The following is a 16,586-nucleotide window of genomic DNA, read 5'->3' on the forward strand; positions in this document are numbered from 1 at the left end:
CATCGGAGGGGCAACAAATGTTCAAGCCAATCATGAAGACCTGTATCTGTTCCATGCTATTGCTTTTTGTCACCACGGGCTGCGCTACACAGATTTCCAAACCTAAAAGTCAACCTCAACCCGCAAAAGTCCGTTTGGGCACATTTTCTACCGTGGAGATGAGGGAGGTTCAGATAAGTCCTGATTTTGCCGATGCAGCGGCCAACAAAAAAGCTGCTAAAAAGATCAATGAAATTATCTGTCGGGATATGAAGGTGATTTTTCCCAAACTTAAAGTTCTTGCAGCAAACGAAGACTTTTCAGGGTCGAAGGGCTCATTGCAAATCACCCCCGTCATCAAGGAAATCAAATTTATCGGCGGGGCGGCCAGGTTTTGGCTTGGCGCCATGGCTGGGAGTTCCGCGGTCCTGATGCAGGTTGACTATCGTAATGGTCAAACCGGTGAAGTGATAGCCGAACCGGAATTCCTCGAAGTTGCCAGTGCCTTTGCCGGCGGTTGGTCGATTGGTGCGACCGACAACCATATGCTTGAAAAAGTTGCAATGGATGTCACCTCCTACACGACCCTTTATCGCTAACCAATCTTTCGGTCGGCTATGGCCGAAATGAGTTAGATTGAAGAAAAAAGCCCGCCAGATGAATCAGGCGGGCTTTTTTACAGTTCTCGATTTATATCCAGTGCAAGGTTACCTAAACTGCCGTCAGCAGCATGTAGCACATGGAAAAGCGGCCGCTTTCGGGGATGAAGCAGAGCAGGGTCTGGCCTTTCTCGATCCGGCCGGAATGAAAAAGCTCCTCGAGGATAATGAAGATGGAAGCGGCGCCGGTGTTGCCCTTTTTAGCCAGGTTGGTAAACCAGCGTTCCAGTGGAATATGGAAGCCTATGGTCTTCATCCGCTCGTAGAGTTGCAGGCGGAAAAAATCTGAGGAGTAATGGGGCAGGAACCAGTCGACCTGGTCGGCCTGCAACCCGTAGCGATCCATCAGCCGGGGCAGGGTCCGGTCGGCTGCGGTGATGACGATCTCCTTGTTGAGAAGCTTGACGTCCTGTTTGATCAGGAAGGTGCCGTTGGCAGCGGCCTCGGTCCGGGAAGGCTGGTCCCGCCAGCCGGTTAGCAAACCGTCTTCGTTCATGGTCGCCCCCGCATACATGCAGGTGTCAAGCTCGTTGGCGAAGGAGACCAGATCGATCCAGTCGATGCGCAGGGACACACGGTCCGCCGCCGGTCGATCGCTGAGGAAGGCGGCGCCGGCTCCGTCGGACAGCATCCAGCGCAGAAAGTCAGCCTCGAAGGAAAGCACCGGCTGCTCCTCAAGGGCTTCGGCCCTGCCCGGAGCCACCGGATCGCACAGCCTTGAGCGCAGAAAGGTCGAAGCCAGTTCCGATCCTGCCGCCACCGCATTCCGGGTAAGGCCGAGGGCTACGTTCATATAGGCGTACTTCATGGCCGCCATGCCCGACATGCAAATTCCCGCCGCACTCATGACCTCGCAGGGAGCCCCACCCAGTTCACCATGCACCATCTGGCCGTGACCGGGCATGATCTGATCCGGGGAGGATGTCCCGCAGCCGAGACACTCGATGTCGCTCGTCGAAAAGCCGGGGAACGGATGCAGGCGGCGGATCGCCTCCGCCGTCAGCTGGGCGTTGGTGTGGGTGGTCTGCCCTGTTTGCGGATCAATGGCGTAATGGCGGGACTCGATGCGGTTGTTCCGCAAAATGATCCGCCGGGTTCGCGAGGGAACCTGGTTGACCATGCCCAGAACCTGTTCCATCTGCTCGTTGGATATCGGGGCGTTCGGCAGAAAAGCTGCCAGATCGGTAATGTAGACGGCCATTTCAATTAAACCTTACAGTCTGGCGCCGGCGTGACCGGTTTTGATCAGTTCGGCGAACTTTTCATAAAAAGTCCTCTCCTCAAGGAAGGTAGGGACCACGGCATTGGTCAGGGTGTAGTAATCGAGATCGTGATTGGTGATCCGGTCTTTCATGGCGGCATGCAGCGGCGTGCCGGGCAGAGGGGTCAGAACGGTATACATGGGCAGATCGATGGGGTTCGCCTCGGTCCAGGTTGCCAGGGCATCGAATCGGCGTTCGTCATAGTCGGGCGAGACGATGAAATCTCCGATGATGGTCAGGCCGATCTGCCTGAGAATATGGATCGCCTCCCGGTTGACGGCGGCCGTGCCGGCTTTGTTCATTTCGGCGAGGACCGTATCGCTGATCTCCTCGAAACCGATGATCACCGCCCGCAGGCCGATGTCCTTCCACAGCTGCAGCAGTTCGGGGTGCCGCACAACGGTATCGGCACGGACGTCGGCCAGATAGTGCTTGTGGATGCCCGCGTTGCGGATGGCTTCGGCCAGATGCCGGGCGTGCACCGGGCTGCCGAAGGTGTTGGCGTCCACCAGTCGGATAACCGGGGTGTTTCCCAGGCAGCGGATGTCGCGCAGCACGGTTTCGATGCTGCAGGTCAGGTAACGTCCGCCGGTGATCGAAGCTATGCAGCAGAAGGCGCAGTCGTGGGGGCAGCCGCAGGCCGAAGCGACGAATCCCATTTCCAGCCCCAGGGTAGGCAGAATGTATTGGGGGCGGTAGCGCTCGACAAGGTCGTATCGGGGCGGCCGGTCCTCCACCAGGTCTTCCCGGCTGTAGTCCCTGTGATGCCAGGCCAAAGGCCGTCCCGGGTTGGTGGCGGCGATCCCCGGAATGGACATCGTATCTTCTTTTTTCTCCAGAGCGTCGACCAGTTCGCGCAGGGCCTTCTTGCCCAGGCCGATGACCACGAAATCGATTTCCGACCGGTTGAAGAATTCCGGATCATTCGATGCGTGCACACCCCCGGCGACCACTTTGGCGCCACAGCTTTCCCTGACCTGCCCTGCCAGGCGCAGCATGGTGTTGGCTTCGCAGGTCATCCCGGTAAAGCCCACCAGGTCGGGGACAAATTGGGCAATTTCAGACTCCAGGGCATCGGGTTCGACCTTCAGGTCGAGTATGCGAACCTCATGATTCGGCAGGTTTCCGGCCAGGACTTCCAGGGCGAGAGGCTCTCCGCGGAAAATCTGTTTCAGCGAGTCGATGCCGTAGCTTTCTTCGGGGATGCTGCGGCCGCAGTTGGGGGGATTGATTAACAGTATGCGCATGATTCCGGAAATAGCAGACTGGCGGATAGCCGAAGGTGTGGGTTTACAAGCATAAACTCATTTTTTAATAGCCCCGGGATCATATCCGCATACGATGTACATGTCAATTTGCAGAGAACGATAACTTGCAATTGCTGGAAAAAACCGGACGTTCTCGGGAATAATTATACTTTCAGGCTGCCCAGTTCGGCCAGGGGACGCACTTCGGAGATGCGGCAAACGGCCAGGTAATGGATGGACCGGGCCGCGAGTCGGCCGGCGGTGGCTCGAATGCGGTCGATCATCTGGTCGAAACGATCCCCTTCGGTTTCGAGGGCTGTCAGTTCCAGGTAGAGGCGACCTCCCTTCCAGTCCAGAATGGTAGCTCCCGGACGGAATATCGACAACACCGCTCTGGGGTTGGCCCGCAGGTTGGCGGCGGTTCGGTTGTCGCCCAGGCCCACCCAGACCTGTCCCTCATCGGTCATGAAAGCCGAGCCGATAATGGCTGTGTTGGGGGAACTGTCCGTTCCGCTGGTGCCCAGGGTGGTGATCCGATCGGATCCGTTCATCAATGCGGAAAGTTCTTCCAGGGTCACAAAAATAACCTCCGGTCCAGGTTCTCTTGTCTCCAGCCACCCGGTTCAGGAATTGCCTCCAGGTTTGCCAGTAGGCCTCGCCGCCGCAGCTGGAGAGGTCATTATGCCCGGCTTCGGCCATGAAGTGCAAGGATTTCGGTTCCGCTGCCAGGGTATAGAGAATGCTGGACATATCGGGGGGGACAATGGTATCTCGCCGACCGTGAAAAATCATGATAGGGGCCTCCACCGAGCCGATTTTCGCACGATTGTCATAATAGGGCGGAAAGGCCCAGGGCAGGGCCGAGAACAGCCTGGGATAACTGTGGCGAATCAGGTCGGGAATCGAGGTGAAGGGGCTTTCCAGCACCAGCCCGGCGGGCGGTTGTTCGAGGGCGAGTTGCAACGCGATCGCCGCACCGAGGGAATGACCGAAATAGATGATCTGATCCGACTGCCAGCCGAGATGCGTGAGAAAGTTCAAGGCGCCGCGGGCATCCTGATAGGTGCCTGCTTCAGTGGGCTTTCCTTTGCTAAAGCCAAAGCCCCGGTAGTCGAAAACGAAGATACCCGTATCGAGGCATTTGAACTTTTCCAGGACGGGCGCCAGGTGGGACAGATTGGTGGCGGTGCCGTGAAAAAAAAGGATAACCTGCCGTTTGTTCGATCCCGGCAGGTACCATCCGTAAAGGAGGTGCCCGTCCCCGGTCGGGAATAAAACCTCCTGAAATTCAAGGTTTTTTATTTCTTCAGAAAATGTCAGCTCCCGATCGGTGGTGAAAATAAAACGTTCGGGCATGGTGCATCCGGCTACGGCCAGGATTATCATAACAGAGGTTATGAAACAGGAAGAAGTGTGGTACAAGCATTTTCCGGGCAATGCCAAGAACATAGCCTGTTCTCCCTGGTTTCATCCCCGTCGTGACAGGGACGCAGAGATTATGACCGATTGAGGTCATTGACAGTGTCGGCTTTCAGATGTTCCCGTTAAGATTCTCCATGGCTGTGGTCTTAGACTCCTTAATCGGGAGCTGCCCGACCTGCTTCAGAAAGCTTTCCCATGCATCTTGATAGGAAGCCCCTCCCACAAGATAAGAATCGCTGTGCCCGGCGCCGGAAACGGACAAAAAAGTCTTCGGCTCGGGCGCACTTTCAAAAAGCTGCTTGCCCATGATCCAGGGAACGACCTGGTCCCGGTCTCCGTGAATCATCAGCAGGGGCTTTTGCAGGCGTGAAATCTTTCCCAGGTTGTCAAACCTCTCCCCGATGGCCCACCAGCCGACCAGAGCGTAGACCACCGGGGTTTTTATGCGAGCCATGTCCCGAAGCGAGGTGAAAGAGCATTCCAGAACCAGCCCGGCCGGCGGGTTTTCCAGAGCCATCTGCAGAGCTACCGCCGCCCCCATGCTGCGCCCGAAATAGATCGTCCGCTCCGGATTCCAGCCTCGGGTTTCCAGAAAACGCAATGCCGCCCGGCCGTCCCGGTAGAGGTCCTCCTCCTTCAGCGGCCGGCCCTCGCTGGCGCCGTAACCCCGATAATCGAAGATGAAAACGGGAAGACCCAGGTGGTTAAGATATTGCAGATTCTCTACCCGGTGAGTGATGTTTGCGGCATTGCCGTGGAAATACACGATCAGCGGACCGGGCGAAGCGGCCGGTACGTACCAGCCGTGAAGTCGAACCCCGTCATCGCTTTCGAACCAGATATCCTCGTAGTTGATGCCCCGGGCGTCCGGGGTTTGCAGAACATCCCGGCTGGATTGGAATACAAAGCGCGTCCCGTATTCGCAGCCGGAAAGGGTCATCGATCCTGCAAGCATGAGGTTGAGAAACAGTAAGAAGCGAAAACCGGGTGCAGGCATTCTTCCCTCCGAGTCAGTTGAGGTGGGGTTGGTAAAACTAATTATAGCAGCCGTTCCGAAAACGGCCGATAAAAGACCCGCAACAGTAAGTCATTGACGTAATGAGGACGAAAGGCTATCAATAGAAGGTCCTGTACGGGCTTGACCGGGCCGACTTGAGTCTCAACCCTTGGTGTTCTTCAGGAGGATTTCCTTATGCAGGAAGTGTGGTTTGCCCTCGGGGTGACCCTGTTTGCCGGGATGGCCACCGGCATCGGCAGCATCATCGCCTTTGTCGCCAAACGGCAAAACTTCCGGTTTCTGTCGATAGCGACAGGATTTTCCGCCGGAGTGATGCTCTATGTCTCCTTCGTGGAGATTTTTCCGAAGGGGGCGGACGCCCTGATCGGCAGTTACGGCGATTACTGGGGGCACTGGATCAACGTCGCCTCCTTTTTCGGCGGCATCCTCCTGATCGGTCTGGTGGATGCCCTGATCCCGGCGGCCGAAAACCCTCACGAAATCCCTTCCGAGGCCGAGACCGCCCCTTTGCGCAACCCGAGGGCTCCCCACCCCGACTTTTCCGATGTTTCTTCCGTTTACGAGAAAAGCGAGATCGTTGGTTTCCACGATCATAGCGCCCGGGGCCACAAGCTGATGCGGATGGGGCTGTTCACTGCCCTGGCCATCGGTATCCACAATTTCCCCGAAGGTCTGGCGACCTTTCTCGCTACCCTCGAAGATCCCAGCGTGGGGGTCGCGATTGCCGTGGCGATCGCCCTGCATAACATTCCAGAAGGGATCAGCGTCTCGGTGCCGATCTACTATGCGACGGGAAAGCGTCGCAAAGCCTTCTTCTTTTCCTTTCTCAGCGGCCTGGCGGAGCCGGTCGGGGCCCTTTTCGCCTATGTGATCCTGGGGTTTTTCCTCGGCGGCGAGCCTGGCGAGATTCCGTCACAGGTCATGGGTTTCCTCTTCGGCGGGGTGGCGGGGATCATGGTGTATATCAGCCTGGATGAACTGCTGCCGACGAGCCGGGCCTACGGCAAGGGGCATGACAGTCTGCTGGGTCTTCTCGGCGGCATGGTCGTCATGGCCATGAGCCTCCTGCTGATGAAATGATTTGGTTCCGGAATACAGGATATGGCTAGAAGATCTGCAAAATCAAAAACAAAGCGGAAAAGTCCCCTCCTCAAAAAGCTGTTTTTTTTGACAGCGGCCGGACTCCTGCTGCTGGCGGCCCTCTACACCCTCTACCTCGACGTTTCTGTCCGGTCCCGGTTCGAGGGGAAAAGGTTCGCCCTGCCTGCCCGGGTCTATGCCCGGCCCCTGGAGCTCTACCCCGGTCGATCCCTGAGCGCCGGCGAGCTGCGCGCCGAACTCGCCATGCTCGGATATCGCGAGACGTCCGATCCCCGGGAGCCAGGCACCTGCAGATTTGGCAGTCAGATGCTGGAACTGGTGAGCCGGCCCTTTACTTTCGGGGACGGGCGACAGGAGAGCCAATCCTTGCGGGTGGCGTTTGCGGGGGATCGGGTGCAGAGCCTGGTCGATCGCGGGAAGGGAACACCTCTCGACCTGGTGCGCCTGGAACCGGCCCTGATCGGCGGAATCTATCCCGGGAAAAACGAGGACCGGGTGCTGATCGGACTGAAGGAAGCGCCGGAGCACGTTGTCCATGCCCTGATAGCGGTGGAGGACAACCGTTTCTACACTCACCACGGCATCGATCCGCGGGGCATCCTGCGGGCCCTGTTCGCCACGGCCAGCGGCCGCGGGTTGCAGGGGGGCAGCACCCTGACCCAGCAGCTGGTCAAAAACTTCTACCTGACCTCCGAACGGACCCTGCGCCACAAATTCACCGAAATGATCATGGCGGTCCTGCTGGAGGTTCATTACAGCAAGGAGGAGATCCTCGAGACCTACCTCAACGAGGTCTACCTGGGGCAGGACGGCAACCGGGCCATCCATGGCTTCGGCCTGGCCAGTCAATTTTTCTTCGACAAGCCGCTGACCCGGATCGGTCTCCCCGAAGCCGCCCTGCTGGTCGGTCTGCTCAAGGGACCGGCCTACTACAGCCCCCGGCGCCACCCGGAGAGGGCCCTGAAAAGGCGCAATCTGGTTCTGCAGGAGATGGCCGAAGCGGGTTTCATCACCGAAAAACAGCTCCTTGCGGCCCGTACGGCGCCGCTGGGCATCATCGATCGGCCGCCGCGCGGCACCTCCCCCTATCCGGCTTTTCTCGATCTGGTTCGGCGGCAGCTGCAGCGCGACTACCGGGATGAGGATCTGCGTTCGGAAGGTCTGCAGATCTTCACCACTCTCGATCCCCAGGTTCAACGGGCCGCCGAAAAATCCCTCACCGAAGGCCTGAAACGCCTGGAAAAGGCCCGGAGCAAAGCCCGCAACCTGCAGGGGGCTATGGTGGTCAGCGATGCCCAGAATGCGGAGGTGCAGGCGCTGGTTGGCAGCCGCGACCCCCGCTTCGAGGGGTTCAATCGGGCGATGGATGCGCAGAGGCCCATCGGTTCCCTTATCAAGCCGATCGTGTTTCTGACTGCCTTGCAGACCCGCCAGTACACCCTGACGACATTGCTGGAAGACACCCCTCTGGTCCTGAAACAGGCGGGAACCGGCGACTGGAGTCCGCAGAACTACGACAAGCAGGCCCACGGATCGGTCCCCCTGCGCACCGCCCTGATCCATTCCTACAACCTGGCAACGGTCCGTCTGGGCCTCTCCCTGGGCTTGGACCCGATAATGGACAATCTGCAGCGACTCGGTCTGGAACGGGATCTGGCGGCTTATCCGGCCAGTCTGCTGGGAGCCAATGCCCTTTCGCCGCTGGAGGTGGCGCAGGTCTATCAATCCATTGCCGCCGGCGGATTCCGAACGCCCTTGAGAGCCATCCGGGAGGTCCTGACGGCCGATGGAGAGCAGCTGCAGCGCTATCCCCTGCGCGTCGAGCAGGTTGTGAACCCGGCTCCAGCCCATCTTTTGACCCGGGTCTTGCAGGACGTCGTTTCCGAGGGCACCGGGCACGGCCTGAAGGGCTATCTGCCGCCGGATCTAGGCGTTGCCGGCAAGACCGGCACAACCAACGATTTTCGCGACAGCTGGTTCGCCGGTTTTACCGGAGATCGGCTGGCGGTCGTCTGGGTCGGCCGGGACGACAACGAGCCGACCGGCCTGACCGGATCCAGCGGCGCCCTGACCATCTGGGGAGAGACCATCGCCGCGCTCGATCCCCAGCCTCTGGTCCTGCCGTTGCCCGACGATATTCAACAGGTCTGGATCGATGGAGAAACGGGTCTGCTGAGCGACAGGGGCTGCCCCGGAGCGGTGGAGCTGCCTTTCGTCCAGGGAACAGCGCCCACAGAATACGGGGGTTGCGGTTCCCCGTCGCCGGTGGAGGCCGTCAAAAGCTGGTTTGAAAGGTTATTCCGATGATGAGAGTTTTTTTCCGTCCCTTGGCGGGAGCCGTCCTGGTTCTGCTTCTTACGGGTTGCGCCGCCCTCCAGGTTCCCGCGCCGCCTCCGCCGGCTTCACAGAATACGGCGGTTCTGGCCCTGCTGAACAAGGCCCGTGCCCAGGCCGGAGCCGAACAGTGGGATCCGGCCGCCGCCAACCTGGAGCGGGCCCTGCGCATCGAACCCCGCAACCCTGTCCTCTGGCAGGAACTCGCCAAAACCCGGCTCGGCCAGGGCCAGTACGGCCAGGCGGAAAACCTGGCGGCCAAATCCAACGCCCTGGCCGGTGCCAACCGGAGTCTGCAAGCCGAAAACTGGCGGATCATCGGCCAGGCCCGCAGCCGGCGGGGCGACCTGCGGGGATCCCAGGCGGCCTTCGAAAGGGCAGAACAGATGCCCTGATCGAATGCCAAGGATCTTCCATCCCCAGTTGCCATGCCTCACGGTTGCCTCTCCTCCAGTCTCTCCCGGAACTGGCGACGCTGTTCCGGAGTCATGTTCCGCCACCGTTCCCTGAGCAACTGCCGCCTCTCCGGCGGCAACTCCCTGAATTTTTTCCATATGCTTCGCAACTGCTGCTTCTTTTCCGGGGGCAGCTGATTGAAACGCTGCAGGCGTTCGCGGATGGCCTGACGCCGCTCCGGGGACAGGGATTTCCATCGCTGCAGTTTTTCCCTGGCCGCCCTCCGTTCCGCCGGGGACAGTTGCAGCCATCGGTTGGCACCGGCGGCCAACTGCTCCTGCCGTTCGGGAGTCAGGGTGTTCCAGCGGTCGGACAGGGGGCGCAGCAGCCGCTGCTGCTCGGCTGAGAGTTCATCGAAGCTTTTGGCCAATGCAGGACCGGATCCCAGGGCGATGAAAAGCACCAGCATCCCCAGCAGGACCAGAGGTAAACGGAGCCATGTTGAATATCTAGGATTCATCGCTCTTGTCCTCCACCGTATTATCTTGACGGGCTCCCCCGTTTCCCTCGGGAATCTCGAAAGGGTCGATCCAACCGACATCGCCATCTTCAAATGATCCGAGAAACTCCAGCAGCTCCATGTCTGGCAGCTCCTCTTCCGGGGCGGTCGGTTCCCCGGCCAGGGCCGAGGGGGTTTTCAGCAGGCAGAGCAGGAGCGTGAGAGAAATCAGGATCTTCATCATTACCCTCGGCAAGCCAGAGACAGAATTCGATCTCTTCATAAAATTCGATGGGATCTTCGGAGGCCAGCAGGCCGAGATCGTGAACGAAGGTCTTTTCAACGGGCACCAGGGGCGCCTCCCGAAAAAACAGCAGAACTGCTGCCAGGGCCAGGGCGACAGCGGGGACGGCTATTCTGAGATATCGGCCGATCCCGTGCCGGGGACGGTCCAGTGCTCGAGCCCTGGCGCGGGTCAGGGCCGCACGGGTATCCCCGTCCAGTTGCTCGACCGATTCGTCCAGCACTTTTCGGGCGCGATCGATGAATTGCTTGTCCTGGTCATTCATGGCCAATAATCCCCGAGGTTATCCCGCAAGGTTTTGACGGCGCGGGACAGGTGGGTTTTGACGGAGCCTTCCGAGCAGCCCATGACCCGGGCGGTTTCGGCAACGCTCAACTCTTCCCAGCAGCGTAGCAGAAAAGCCTGCTGCTGTCGCAGGGGAAGTGTGCGCAGCACCTTCTGCAGGGCCTCGGCCGCCTGGTCCAGACTGATCTGTCCCTCGGGAGTCACTGCCTTCGGATCGGAGCCGGCTTCCAGAGGATTATCGCAATCCCCGCTCTCTTCCTCATCGGGACCTTTGAACCAGATCCTCCAACGGGAGCGAATCGACTGGCGGCGATAGAAGTCGCGAATCTGGTTGTGCAGAATCCGATAAAACAGCGGCTTCCACTCCGATCGGGGCTTGTCGGCATATTTGGCGACGAACCGGCACATGGCCTCCTGTACCAGATCGAGGGCATCCTCCCGGTTGCTGCTGGCAATCAGCGCCATGCGATAGGCCCGGCGCTCAATCGATGTCAAAAAGGCTTCCATGGACAGCCAATCAAGTTGGAGGCCGGCGGCCCCAGGGACGGCCGGCCTCTTTCCAATCTTGAGCGAACGCGGCCGGGGAGCGGCTAGCGCTGTCCGATCCTCTGGCCCCGTCGATCGAGCCGCCGGTCGATCCTGTCGCCTCTGCGATCCAGCCGGCTATCGATCCGATCGCCCCTGCGGTCGAGGCGGTTCTCAATCCGGTCGCCCCGCCCATCGAGAGCGGCTGCCCGCCGTTCAAAGCCGTTTTCAAGGGTCCGGTCCGACCGGCGGTCGAGCCGATCGTTTATCCTGTCACCTCGGTTGTCCAGGCGGTTGTCGACCCGATCCCCCCTGCGGTCCAATCGGTTTTCAATCCGATCCCCTTTTCGATCCAGCCTTTGTTCGGTACGGTCGCCGAAGTCGCCTGCCGAGGCCTGTCCACAAATTCCGATCAGAAGCAGTGAAGCAAGAACCATTATTCTCTTCATTTCGATCCTCCTTGTAAATAGATGTTGAGTGGTAGATGACCTGCTGTCTCTACCCTTTACAACGCATATCGGGGGGATCGGTTGACATAAAAAGAGAACCCGCGCCAAATTGAGCGCAAACAAGCGGGTCGAAAAGCCTTGCCGTCGAATTCCTGGGAATGAGGCGGATTGACAGGCGACTCAGGTCTTATAAAGTTTCTCTTATAGTTGTTCTCCAATGTGACTGCGTGAGGGGTGGGGGTAGCCATGCCGGCCTGAAGGGGGTTTGGCTGATCATACTGCTGTTTTTCCCACTACCGGTTATACCGGGCTTTTCGAACTTCGAAAAAGCATTCCCCTCGGTACACTTTGTGCCATCGGGCCTGAGGCGATTTGCGGGATCCTCAGGCTAATCCTCGAATTATACGTCGGTTTTAAAAGAAGCTATAATGGTTGAACCCGGTCTGCTCATCACACTTGATGGCCCTCACGTTTATGGAAAATGCGATAAACCTGCTGCTTGTTGAAGATTCCGAGGTTGATGCCCTTCTGGTTTTGCAGGAACTGGAAGATGCCGGTCTTCGCATGGAGGCCCTTCGTGTAACCGAAGAATCCGAACTCGCCCAGGCCCTCAAGGACAGGGAATGGTCCATCGTCCTGGGCGATTATTCCCTCCCGGGCTTCAGCGGTATGGCGGCACTGGCTATGGTCCACGCACACGATCCCCATCTTCCTTTCATCATGGTGTCCGGGGTTCGGGGGGAGGAGTTCGCGGTCGAGGCGATGCGGGCGGGGGCGGGTGATTTCATCACCAAAGACAATCTTTCGCGGCTGGCGCCGGCCATCCGGCGCGAACTCGCGAGTCGCGAGGAGCGGCGGGCACGCCGCAAGGCCGAGGAGGAAAGGGAGAGAAGCGAAAGACGCTTCAGGCACCTGGCCGATTCCATGCCGCAACTGGTCTGGACCGCGGATGCGGAAGGCAGGGTCGATTACTACAACCGCAAGCGGGAAGATTTTGTCGGGTTTTCCCGAAATGCCGAAGGGCACTGGTTCTGGACACCGGTGCTGCATCCCCAGGACCTTAAACCCACTCTGAAAGCCTGGAGCCAGGCGGTTGAGAAGGGCAGCGCATACCAGGTGGCACACCGCATCAAGTGCACCGATGGTTCCTTTCGCTGGCATCTGAGCCGCGCCACACCGGTTCGGGACCAGCAGGGCAGGGTCGTCAAATGGTACGGTACCGCCACCGATATCCATGATCTCAAACAGGTGGAGGCCGAACGGGAAAGGCTGCTGGCGGAGCTGGATGCCACCTTCTACAGCATGCCCAACGCTGTCCTGACCTATGACGCCCGGGGCAGAATCCGGCGGATGAATCCGGCCGCCGAACAGTTGCTTCACTATACAGGAGAGATGAAGGACTGGCCCATGCTCAAGCGCAAGGCGACCCTGCGCCCGGAAACGCCTGATGGTCAGCCCTATCCCCTGAAAAACCATCCCGCCTTCCGGGCGCTTAACGGAGAAACGACGATGTCCGAGGTCCTGGTCTATCATCCAGCCGGATTCGCCCAGCCTCTTTGGGTTGCCGTCAGCGCCTCTCCGATCCTCACCGCTCAGGGAATTATCCTCGGCGCCGTCTCGACCGTGACCGATATTACTCCCCTGCACGAGCTGCAGAGGGAGCGTGAAATTTATGTCCATACCATTTCCCATGATCTGCGCACCCCTCTCACCGTCATTCACGGCTATGCCCAGCTGCTTGAAGCTCACTGCCGGGACCCGGAATCGCGGATGCATGTGGAGGCGATACTCAAGGGGGTGGATAATATGGCGAAAATGATTGAAAACCTGGTGGAGGCCGCCCGACTGGAAGGGGGGAAAATCGTCCTGGACAGAATTCCGGTCCGGGTGGATCGTTTTCTCCCCGAAATGCTGCGCCAGAATTCCTCGGCTCTGGACATCTCCCGGATCTTCGTCGATGTGCCTGAGGATCTCCCGCTGGTCAACGCCGATCCTGCAAGGCTCGAGCGAATCCTCATCAACCTGATCACCAACGCCCTCAAATATTCTCCGGATGAGAGCCCGGTGGATCTATTCGCCCGATCGTCTGAGAGGGAGATTGTTATTTCCGTGCGGGATCGCGGGTATGGCATCGATCCCGAAGATCTCCCGCATATCTTCGAAAGATTCCACCGCTCCCGAAATGGCCAGTCTGCCGGCAGCGTAGGATTGGGGCTGTATATTACACGATCTTTGGTGGAGGCGCACGGCGGCCGGATCTGGGTGGACAGCAGACGGGAGGTCGGATCGACTTTTTCCTTTACCCTTCCGACCGCCTCCGACAATAGTCATGAAAGACCTTCACTGTAATGGATGTGACAGATAAGCCAGGCAAACAGGGACAAGGAAAAGAGATGTTTTTGGGAGGCGGCCCCTACAAAAAAACAATGCATCTTCTGCCCAGGGGTATCCGGGGTCGCCTGTATCTTCTGATCGCTCTTGTCCTGGTGCCCATGCTGCTGCTTCTGGTGCTGATGTATGTCGGGACCTATCAGAACCGCCGGGCTGCGGCGATCCAAACCGAACTGGAGGTGGCCCAGGGCATCGCAACCACCTTCGCGGCCAAGGTGGAGGATATTCACCGGCAGAGCCTGGCCGTGGGCGATGCCATTCTGACCCTGTCCCCTTACACCGAGTCCAAAGCGAGGCGGATTCTCGCTTTCAATGCCAATCAGTATCGTGTCATGCGGAATCTGTGCTGGGTCAGTCCCGCCGGTAAAGTCATGGTTTCCAGCGATCCCGCACTGGTGGGCCGGGACTTGACCGGAAAGTCCTATTTTCAAAAAATACGGGCCGGCAACAGTTGGGCCGTCGGCGACCTGGAACGCCTGGAACAGGAAAAGTCCGACTGGGGATTCGCCATCGCCAGTGCCGTTCGTACCGCTTTGGGTCTCAGATGGGTGGTCGTGGCGGTCATCGATCCGACATTTCTGGATGAAGCCGTTTTTCAACAGCGCCTCGCTGGAGGAGCTTATACCCTTTTCGATAACCAGGGGGTTCTCGTCTTCAGAAGCGGGACGAACGGCACCCAGGCCAACGGATTTACCTGGGGGGAACGGTTGCGCTGGCGGGAGACGGATGCGCTTTTGATCCGTGCCCTGAGAGGGGATCAGTCGCAGGCGGGAGAAGTGGGTCTCGAGGTCCCGGGGGGGAATTGGCTCGCCGCCCGGGTGCCGGTCAGGGGGATCGGGTGGATCGCCGGGTCGGCCCGTCCTTCGGAGATGGTCATCGCCCCCTTGCGGCAGCGCCTGGTCCGCGATGCCGGCCTGGCCTTACTGATCACATCAGGCGCCATTCTGCTGGCCTGGCATCTGTCCCGGACCATTTCCGGGCCGATCCTTCGACTGGAGCGGGATGCCCGGGCGATGGGGGCCGGGAAGATCCCCCGGCAGGATGACTTTGAAGCGTCCACTGAGGTGCGGCAATTGCGGCAAACCGTGGCGGGCATGGCAGGCGAGCTGCTGGGGAGGGCCGCGGCCCTGAGGGCAAGCGAGGAGAAGTTCCGCGCCATCTTTGAGCAGGCGGGGGTGGGTATCGGTCGGGTGAACTTTGACGATGCCCGCTGGATCGATGTGAACGACGCCTTTTGTGCCATGCTGGGCTATTCGGCAGAGGAGATGCGCCTCACGCCCTGGCCGCAGATCACCCACCCCGATGACGTCGATCTCGACCTGATCCCTTTCAAGAGAATGGCCGCCGGCGAATTGGACAACTATACCGTGGAGAAACGCTTCCTGCATAAAAAGGGGCATTTTGTCTGGGCGCGTTTGACCCTTTCGCTGGTATGGGATGCCGAAGGCCGTCCCGATTATGAAATCGCCGTCATCGAGGATATTTCGGAACGGAAACAGGCCGAGGAAGAGCTGCACCGGCTCAACCTCGAACTCGAACAGCGGGTTCAGGAGAGAACCGCCGCGCTGATGGCCGTCAACCAGGAACTGGAGGCCTTCACCTATACGGTTTCCCACGATCTGCGGGCTCCCTTGCGCCACATCACCAGCTTCGTGGACCTGATGATGAATCGATATGGAAAATCCCTGGATGAGACAGGCAACCGGTATATCCGGATCATCGGCGATGCGGGGCGCAGGATGTCCTCGCTGATCGATGACCTGCTCACATTTTCCCGTATCGGCAGGGCGTCGCTCGACAAGCGGAAAATCAGTCTGAAGACCTTAGTCAGGGAGGTTTGCAAGGAGTTGACTTATGAGGTGGAAGGGAGAAAAATCGAATGGAGGATAGAGGAACTGCCGCAGGTTGAGGCCGATCCGGTGCTGTTGCGGAACGTGATCACCAACCTGGTTGCCAATGCCCTGAAATATACCCGGCACCGGAACCCTGCCAGGATCGAGATCGGCTGCAGTGAGTCAACAGACGAAATCGTCTGCTTCGTGAAGGACAACGGCGCAGGCTTCGACATGCGTTTTGCGGACAAGCTCTTCGGTGTCTTTCAGCGGCTTCACCCTCAGGAAGAGTTCGAGGGAACCGGCATAGGACTGGCGAGCGTCCGGCGCATCATTCAGCGCCATGGCGGGCGGGCCTGGGCCGAAGGAGAGGTCGACAAGGGGGCCACATTCTATTTCACTCTGCCGAGGGAAGGAAGGGGAACATGACCCTGCACAAGCGGATTCTGCTGGCCGAGGATGATCCCAACGACGTGGAGCTGACCTTGACGGTGTTCGCCGAGTTCGGCCTGGCCGACAAGCTGGATGTCGTTCGGGATGGGCAGGAAGCTCTCGACTATCTGTATCGCCGGGGAAGCTGGTCCAACCGACCGGACGGGAACCCTGTGGCTGTCCTGCTCGACCTGAAAATGCCCCGGGTCGACGGCCTGGAGGTGTTGCGACAGATCAAGACCGACCCGGTGACGAGGGCGACCCCCGTCATCATGCTGACCTCCTCTCGCGAGGAGCGGGATCTGGTGAAAAGCTACTGTCTGGGCGTCAACGCCTATGTGGTCAAACCAGCCGGTTTTCAGGATTTTACCAAGGCTATTCGCGAAATAAGCACATTCTGGGTTCTTGTCAACGAGGCTCCCGACAGTGGCCAGATATGTCCGGAGTGATG

At 59.1% G+C, this 16,586-nt stretch carries 16 protein-coding genes; 7 read left to right on the forward strand and 9 right to left on the reverse strand.

Annotated elements, in window-relative coordinates; translation table 11 throughout:
- The first annotated feature begins 17 nt into the window (after positions 1–17).
- Complete coding sequence (locus R2940_17830; GenBank protein MEZ4601653.1) at positions 18–578, forward strand: hypothetical protein; 561 nt, start codon at positions 18–20, stop codon at positions 576–578.
- Between the two features lie 112 nt (positions 579–690).
- On the opposite strand, the gene R2940_17835 is transcribed toward R2940_17830, so the two are convergent.
- The 5 genes from R2940_17835 to R2940_17855 all read right to left on the reverse strand — a co-directional run bounded on the left by R2940_17835 (position 691) and on the right by R2940_17855 (position 5,566).
- Positions 691–1,839: a beta-ketoacyl-ACP synthase III gene (locus tag R2940_17835; protein ID MEZ4601654.1), complete on the reverse strand. Its 1,149-nt coding sequence runs from the start codon at positions 1,837–1,839 to the stop codon at positions 691–693.
- A gap of 12 nt (positions 1,840–1,851) precedes the next feature.
- The gene (locus tag R2940_17840; GenBank protein MEZ4601655.1) at positions 1,852–3,147 is read right to left on the reverse strand and encodes a radical SAM protein; all 1,296 of its coding nucleotides are present in this window, start codon (positions 3,145–3,147) and stop codon (positions 1,852–1,854) included.
- Between the two features lie 164 nt (positions 3,148–3,311).
- Positions 3,312–3,698, reverse strand: coding sequence for a pyridoxamine 5'-phosphate oxidase family protein (locus R2940_17845; GenBank protein MEZ4601656.1), 387 nt, complete (start codon positions 3,696–3,698; stop codon positions 3,312–3,314).
- A complete protein-coding gene (locus R2940_17850; protein ID MEZ4601657.1) occupies positions 3,604–4,503 on the reverse strand; it encodes an alpha/beta hydrolase in 900 nt (299 codons plus the stop codon). Before R2940_17850 ends, R2940_17845 begins: the two co-directional genes overlap by 95 nt.
- 175 nt (positions 4,504–4,678) lie before the next feature.
- The gene (locus R2940_17855; protein ID MEZ4601658.1) at positions 4,679–5,566 is read right to left on the reverse strand and encodes an alpha/beta hydrolase; all 888 of its coding nucleotides are present in this window, start codon (positions 5,564–5,566) and stop codon (positions 4,679–4,681) included.
- 195 nt (positions 5,567–5,761) lie between these two features.
- On the opposite strand from R2940_17855, the gene zupT reads away from it, so the two are divergent.
- The 3 genes from zupT to R2940_17870 are packed head-to-tail and all read left to right on the forward strand — an operon-like array spanning position 5,762 to position 9,417.
- The gene (gene zupT, locus R2940_17860; protein MEZ4601659.1) at positions 5,762–6,667 is read left to right on the forward strand and encodes a zinc transporter ZupT; all 906 of its coding nucleotides are present in this window, start codon (positions 5,762–5,764) and stop codon (positions 6,665–6,667) included.
- A 21-nt stretch (positions 6,668–6,688) separates the two neighbouring features.
- Positions 6,689–8,995 carry a penicillin-binding protein 1B gene (gene mrcB, locus R2940_17865; protein MEZ4601660.1) on the forward strand — a complete coding sequence of 769 codons (2,307 nt, stop codon included), beginning with the start codon at positions 6,689–6,691 and terminating at the stop codon, positions 8,993–8,995.
- Positions 8,992–9,417 (forward strand): tetratricopeptide repeat protein, encoded by a 426-nt coding sequence (locus R2940_17870; protein ID MEZ4601661.1) that lies wholly within the window; start codon positions 8,992–8,994, stop codon positions 9,415–9,417. The genes mrcB and R2940_17870 overlap by 4 nt, the downstream gene beginning before the upstream one ends.
- A 38-nt stretch (positions 9,418–9,455) precedes the next feature.
- Here the strand turns inward: R2940_17870 and R2940_17875 are convergent, their stop codons facing one another.
- The 4 genes from R2940_17875 to R2940_17890 form a co-directional block, all read right to left on the reverse strand.
- On the reverse strand, positions 9,456–9,938 hold the full coding sequence (locus R2940_17875) for a DUF3106 domain-containing protein (GenBank protein ID MEZ4601662.1): 483 nt from the start codon (positions 9,936–9,938) through the stop codon (positions 9,456–9,458).
- 89 nt (positions 9,939–10,027) lie between these two features.
- A complete protein-coding gene (locus R2940_17880) occupies positions 10,028–10,486 on the reverse strand; it encodes a hypothetical protein (GenBank protein MEZ4601663.1) in 459 nt (152 codons plus the stop codon).
- Positions 10,483–11,013 carry an RNA polymerase sigma factor gene (locus R2940_17885; protein ID MEZ4601664.1) on the reverse strand — a complete coding sequence of 177 codons (531 nt, stop codon included), beginning with the start codon at positions 11,011–11,013 and terminating at the stop codon, positions 10,483–10,485. Before R2940_17885 ends, R2940_17880 begins: the two co-directional genes overlap by 4 nt.
- A gap of 83 nt (positions 11,014–11,096) precedes the next feature.
- A complete protein-coding gene (locus R2940_17890) occupies positions 11,097–11,480 on the reverse strand; it encodes a hypothetical protein (GenBank protein MEZ4601665.1) in 384 nt (127 codons plus the stop codon).
- Between the two features lie 474 nt (positions 11,481–11,954).
- On the opposite strand from R2940_17890, the gene R2940_17895 reads away from it, so the two are divergent.
- Genes R2940_17895 through R2940_17905 form a run of 3 tightly spaced genes read left to right on the forward strand, consistent with a single transcriptional unit; the run spans position 11,955 to position 16,584 of the window.
- Entirely contained in the window at positions 11,955–13,829 is a 1,875-nt protein-coding gene (locus tag R2940_17895) for an ATP-binding protein (protein MEZ4601666.1), read from the forward strand.
- A gap of 44 nt (positions 13,830–13,873) precedes the next feature.
- Complete coding sequence (locus R2940_17900) at positions 13,874–16,132, forward strand: PAS domain S-box protein (GenBank protein ID MEZ4601667.1); 2,259 nt, start codon at positions 13,874–13,876, stop codon at positions 16,130–16,132.
- A complete protein-coding gene (locus tag R2940_17905; GenBank protein MEZ4601668.1) occupies positions 16,129–16,584 on the forward strand; it encodes a response regulator in 456 nt (151 codons plus the stop codon). The genes R2940_17900 and R2940_17905 overlap by 4 nt, the downstream gene beginning before the upstream one ends.
- Positions 16,585–16,586: the final 2 nt, after the last annotated feature.

The sequence above is a fragment of the Syntrophotaleaceae bacterium genome, assembly GCA_041390365.1.
Taxonomy (GTDB): Bacteria; Desulfobacterota; Desulfuromonadia; order Desulfuromonadales; family Syntrophotaleaceae; genus JAWKQB01.